Origin of the sequence: Cytophaga sp. (assembly GCF_051961495.1) — a bacterium.
Classification (GTDB): domain Bacteria; phylum Bacteroidota; class Bacteroidia; order Cytophagales; family Cytophagaceae; genus Cytophaga.
On sequence record NZ_JBQCDF010000085.1, the window covers coordinates 1 to 4,208 of the forward strand.

A 4,208-nucleotide genomic window follows, 5' to 3' on the forward strand; every position below is an offset into this window, starting at 1 on the left:
ATCAGGAGCGCAGGTGAGCATTATGTTATTTTAGCTACGAAGAAAATACCTAATGAATTTATTCTAATTGGATAGAGCGCACTGACTCCGGAGGAGTCACACCTGTATAGCAATAGCAGACCTCTCTCAACTACGACCCCAGCGGGGTTGCACATTCTATCCTTTGGTCAGCAGAACAACAAGTGGTTGGCAGTTTACGTGAGCAATCGGCAGTTTGCAATATTGAACACACAACACGTAAACGTGCCAAACCACGGATGAAACAGGATTGTTTGCCGTGTTTTGGCACGTTTATGCCCCGCTGAACTTTTATAATAAGAAATGATCTATACCGGCATAAACTGCCAACCACCTGGGAATGATTGTATTTTTTTAATCTCCGTCACATAAATGTGACGGTCCGCCGCGGCGGATAACTGAGCGGCTCTTATTTAAAGAACTGCTCGGCTTTCATTGCCGTTGAGCTTTAGCCAACGGTTTTTATAGGCACAAGTAAAACCTTGCGCCAGCCTATCAATTCATAATCTGCAGATAATTCTGTAAAACCCTGCCGGTCGTTTTTTCTGTGAAGGTATAAAAATACACACCTGAGCCGATCTTGTTACCCTTGTTGTACGTGCCTTTCCAGTCGTTGCGGTAATTGTCCTGTTGAAAGACCACATAGCCGGTTTCATCTGAGATTACCAGCTTGTTTTCAGATTCGATATCCGTGTTGGCAATCACCAGCGCATCGTTGAGGCCGTCGTTGTTGGGTGTCATCACTTCGTTCGCTTTCAGTTCCGGAAGTTTGAACGGAGCTTTGACGGTAATATATACATATGCGATATCCGAGGTAAGACCGGCTGCATCCGTAACGGTGTAGCCTATTTTATCCGTACCTACGAAGCCGTCAAACGGACGTATGCTGAGGATGCCATCCGGATTAATGGTAAAGGTACCCAGGGAAGTGGAATAATATTTTTTCTGCAGGCCGGTGTTTTCCATGTCAATATCGGTTTGTGCGGAATTAATCAGGTCGGTCATGCCGAGATCATTTTCAAGGATGTTGATGGTTGTATCCTGGCCCATCACAATGGTGATGGAGTCGTTAGCGGCTACAGGCGCCAGCTTCTTAGGAACAATCCTGAAAGTATAGATCGAATCAAAACCGGTATAGTTATTGGTTGCCGGAATGGTTACCGCGACAGAGAAAGTGCTGGGAGTGCTGTAAGTTGTAACCTGTGCATTGTTGAGGCTTGCAACATCGGTGCCGGTTAATTGTGTAAAAGTTAGTGCGCCGTCGGTGTTTTGGCTTGTGGTAATGGTACCGCTGATATTGGTCAGGAAAGCATTGTTGCCGATCAGAATTTTCGTTGGAGCTTTGTTGATGAAGAAACTGGTTGTAACAGTTTCCTGCTTGTAAATGCCGCCGGCTGCCTGTGTTGCTGTAACGGTAATCATATTGTTTGGTGATGGTCCGGCGCAGCTGATGTGTACACTATCGCCGGATACCAATTGCGCGCAGGTAGCAGGTGAAACACTGTAAGTAATGGCGGATGCTGTATTTTTAGAGTAGGCAGTGAGTTTGAAATCTGCATCGCCATAGGTTTTGCTTGATATGGGATTGATGTATAAGTTAGGCGAAATCGGGTCGATGACTGTAAATGTATATACCTGGGAGTAATTACATTGACCATATGTATATTGAAGTGTAAATGTCCAGCTGCCTTTTGTTGTTGGTGTGCCTGAAAGTACGTTGTTTGTCATGGTAAGGCCGGGAGGAAGATTCGCAGGGTTTACATAGTATATTGCGCCTGGTCCCGTTATGCTGGCGGTAACCGTTTGGCTGTATGGCAGGTTTGTGACAGCAACCGGTAATGGTGAAAATTTGATGGGTGGGTTGATAATAGGGTTGCCAGTGATAACTCCATTACTGGTAGCGGCAATTCCATTGCAATATTTAATAATGGTGCCATTATTGGTTAAGGTTCTTGGTGTGAATTGGGTATTGTCAATTACAGTAATGGTAACCCCGGATTGAACGGTAATGTTGTTGGCCTTTATCGAATTTTTTGAAGTATTATAATCGCCTGTAAAAACAGCATCCATATCCAGTGTAGGTTCTCCATTGCTCCAGCTGCTGCCATTCCATATGGTTGGCGGCGGAAGTACTTTAATGGTATAGCTGAATGGTGTTTCACAACTTGCCGCATCCCTGATTGTAAATACTACTGTGTAACTCGTAACCGTTTTGGGTGTTCCTGTGATCTGAACCATATTACTGGTCTGGGGAATCATGCTGGCAGTGAAGTCAGCAGGGGCAGAGGTTGAGCTGATTAATGTGTATGGAGCGGACCCGTTTGATAACGTAAGACTGTTGTATGAATAGCTTGCATTTTGATTGCCGGATGGCAAGGTTGTAGCGGAAATTTTTATAGCCGGGCATTCATAAATAGAGACATAATTCACTGTGCCTGCAATGGCAGCGTTTGCTGTGTATATATTTGTTGCCGGGGAAGAAGTGATCAGCGGATTCCAGGCACCGATTTTGCCCGTAGCGGATAATGCTATTTGTGGTGCAACAAACGTATTGCCTGCAGGTAAAGGCTTAATCAGCGTAAGATCTGCTGTAAATGCATTATTGGAATTTACTATCCAGGCACCGATACCACTGTGTGGAATAACTACATTCGGTTCAGCAGCGTTATAGCGGGCGCTTAATACCAAACCCGCGCTGTTTGTGATATTCGAAAAATCGATCGCTTTCATTGCGGTATTATCCCCAACAGGAAATGTTTGTGTGCCGGCCCCGCTGCTGTTTTTCAGCACGCCGGTACCATCGGTCCAGATCCAGCCGGTAACCGCGGTGCCATTGTTATAAACCAGACTATCGTTTATACCTTTATAGACAAGATCATTTGTACCCAGTTTGAGTGTTGTTTTCAGTTCCAGTCTTTTTGAAACCGTTGCGACATCTCCGCTATTAAAACTCTGTCCGGATATTTTTTTTGAACCCGAACCACCGATGCTTAATGTTGCATACCCGTTTGAAGGAACAACCGTTTGGCCATCCGCTCCTTCATAACTTACAATACTGTAACCGCCTGCGCTTATATCGCTGTAGAAGATATCCAACATGTTGGAAAGCCCTTTTAAAATGAGTTTTTGAGTTTTATTAAGGGCGGGTGCATGCATTATTTTCGAGTTCAATCCAGCGTCTAACTTCCCCACAATGGTAAACGTAACATTGCCGGTACCAAAGTCAATGTCAGTGTCGGATGATCCGCTATACATTGTTAAATCGTTGAAAGAAATGGTAATAGAAGCACTTGGTGCATTTACAATTAAATGGCCTCCTGATTCAATGACCAGATTGAACGTTGGGAAATTCACATTGCTGGAAATGGTAACAGTTACACCAGCACCAATGATCACATCGTCACCAGCAGCTAGACTAGTAGTACTAGGAATACCACTGGACCAGATTCCTGGTGTATTGAAATTTCCACTTTGAATTGCTTTAGTATTTGCTGCAAAAGATCTATTTGAAGTGAATATGATAAGAAAAGCAAAAATGCTTTTCAGGAGTGTAGAAGAAATATTACGGTTCATAGGGGTATATAATCTAGTCAGCTAAAATGTAACTCCTTACAAGAACCGGCATGTTATTCAGTCATGGGGTAGCTGCAGAATAACCGGGAAAACCGGCTTTATGAAAAGCTGCATTTGAGCATTTAAATATACGGTTTTTAAAGGGCTCGGGATAGGGCAACAGCGACTTTTTGCTTCGGTTCAATTGTCTGAACCGCTGATTGACCTGATTTTTATGGTTTTACTGATGTTTTTGTTTTTACAGCGGGATCGTTAGGCTATGTAACTTAAACGATATACCTAATAAATTCTCCATAGTTGGCTAGAGTGCGTAGACTCCGGAGGAGTCACACCTGTATAGAAATAGTACACCTCTCAAACCACGACCCCAGCGGGGTCGCACATTTTTAATCTCCGTTACATAAATGTGTCGGTCCGCCGCGGCGGTTAGCTGAGCAACTCTTATTAAAAGATCAATCAGCTTTCATGGCCGTTGTGCTTTAGCCAACGGTTTTAGGTTAATAACAAATGTGCCGGATAACATGTGCGACCCCGCTGGGGTCGGAGTAGGATTGCATATGTTTTGCTATAAAGCTGTGACCCCGCTGGGGTCATTTCTAATCAGGAGCGCAGGTGAG

Annotated in this window: 1 protein-coding gene; it reads right to left on the reverse strand. The window is 44.1% G+C overall.

The genetic code is table 11. The annotated features are described in order from the left end of the window. Positions 1 to 513 precede the first annotated feature (513 nt). On the reverse strand, positions 514 to 3,591 hold the full coding sequence (locus ACTHJT_RS03900) for a gliding motility-associated C-terminal domain-containing protein (protein ID WP_440236494.1): 3,078 nt from the start codon (positions 3,589 to 3,591) through the stop codon (positions 514 to 516). Between the last annotated feature and the right edge of the window lie 617 nt (positions 3,592 to 4,208).

What these genes read in the sequence shown, in the direction of transcription:
- ACTHJT_RS03900 (WP_440236494.1), bottom strand. Translation starts at nt 3,591, where the DNA reads ATGAACCGTAATATTTCTTCTACACTCCTGAAAAGCATTTTTGCTTTT.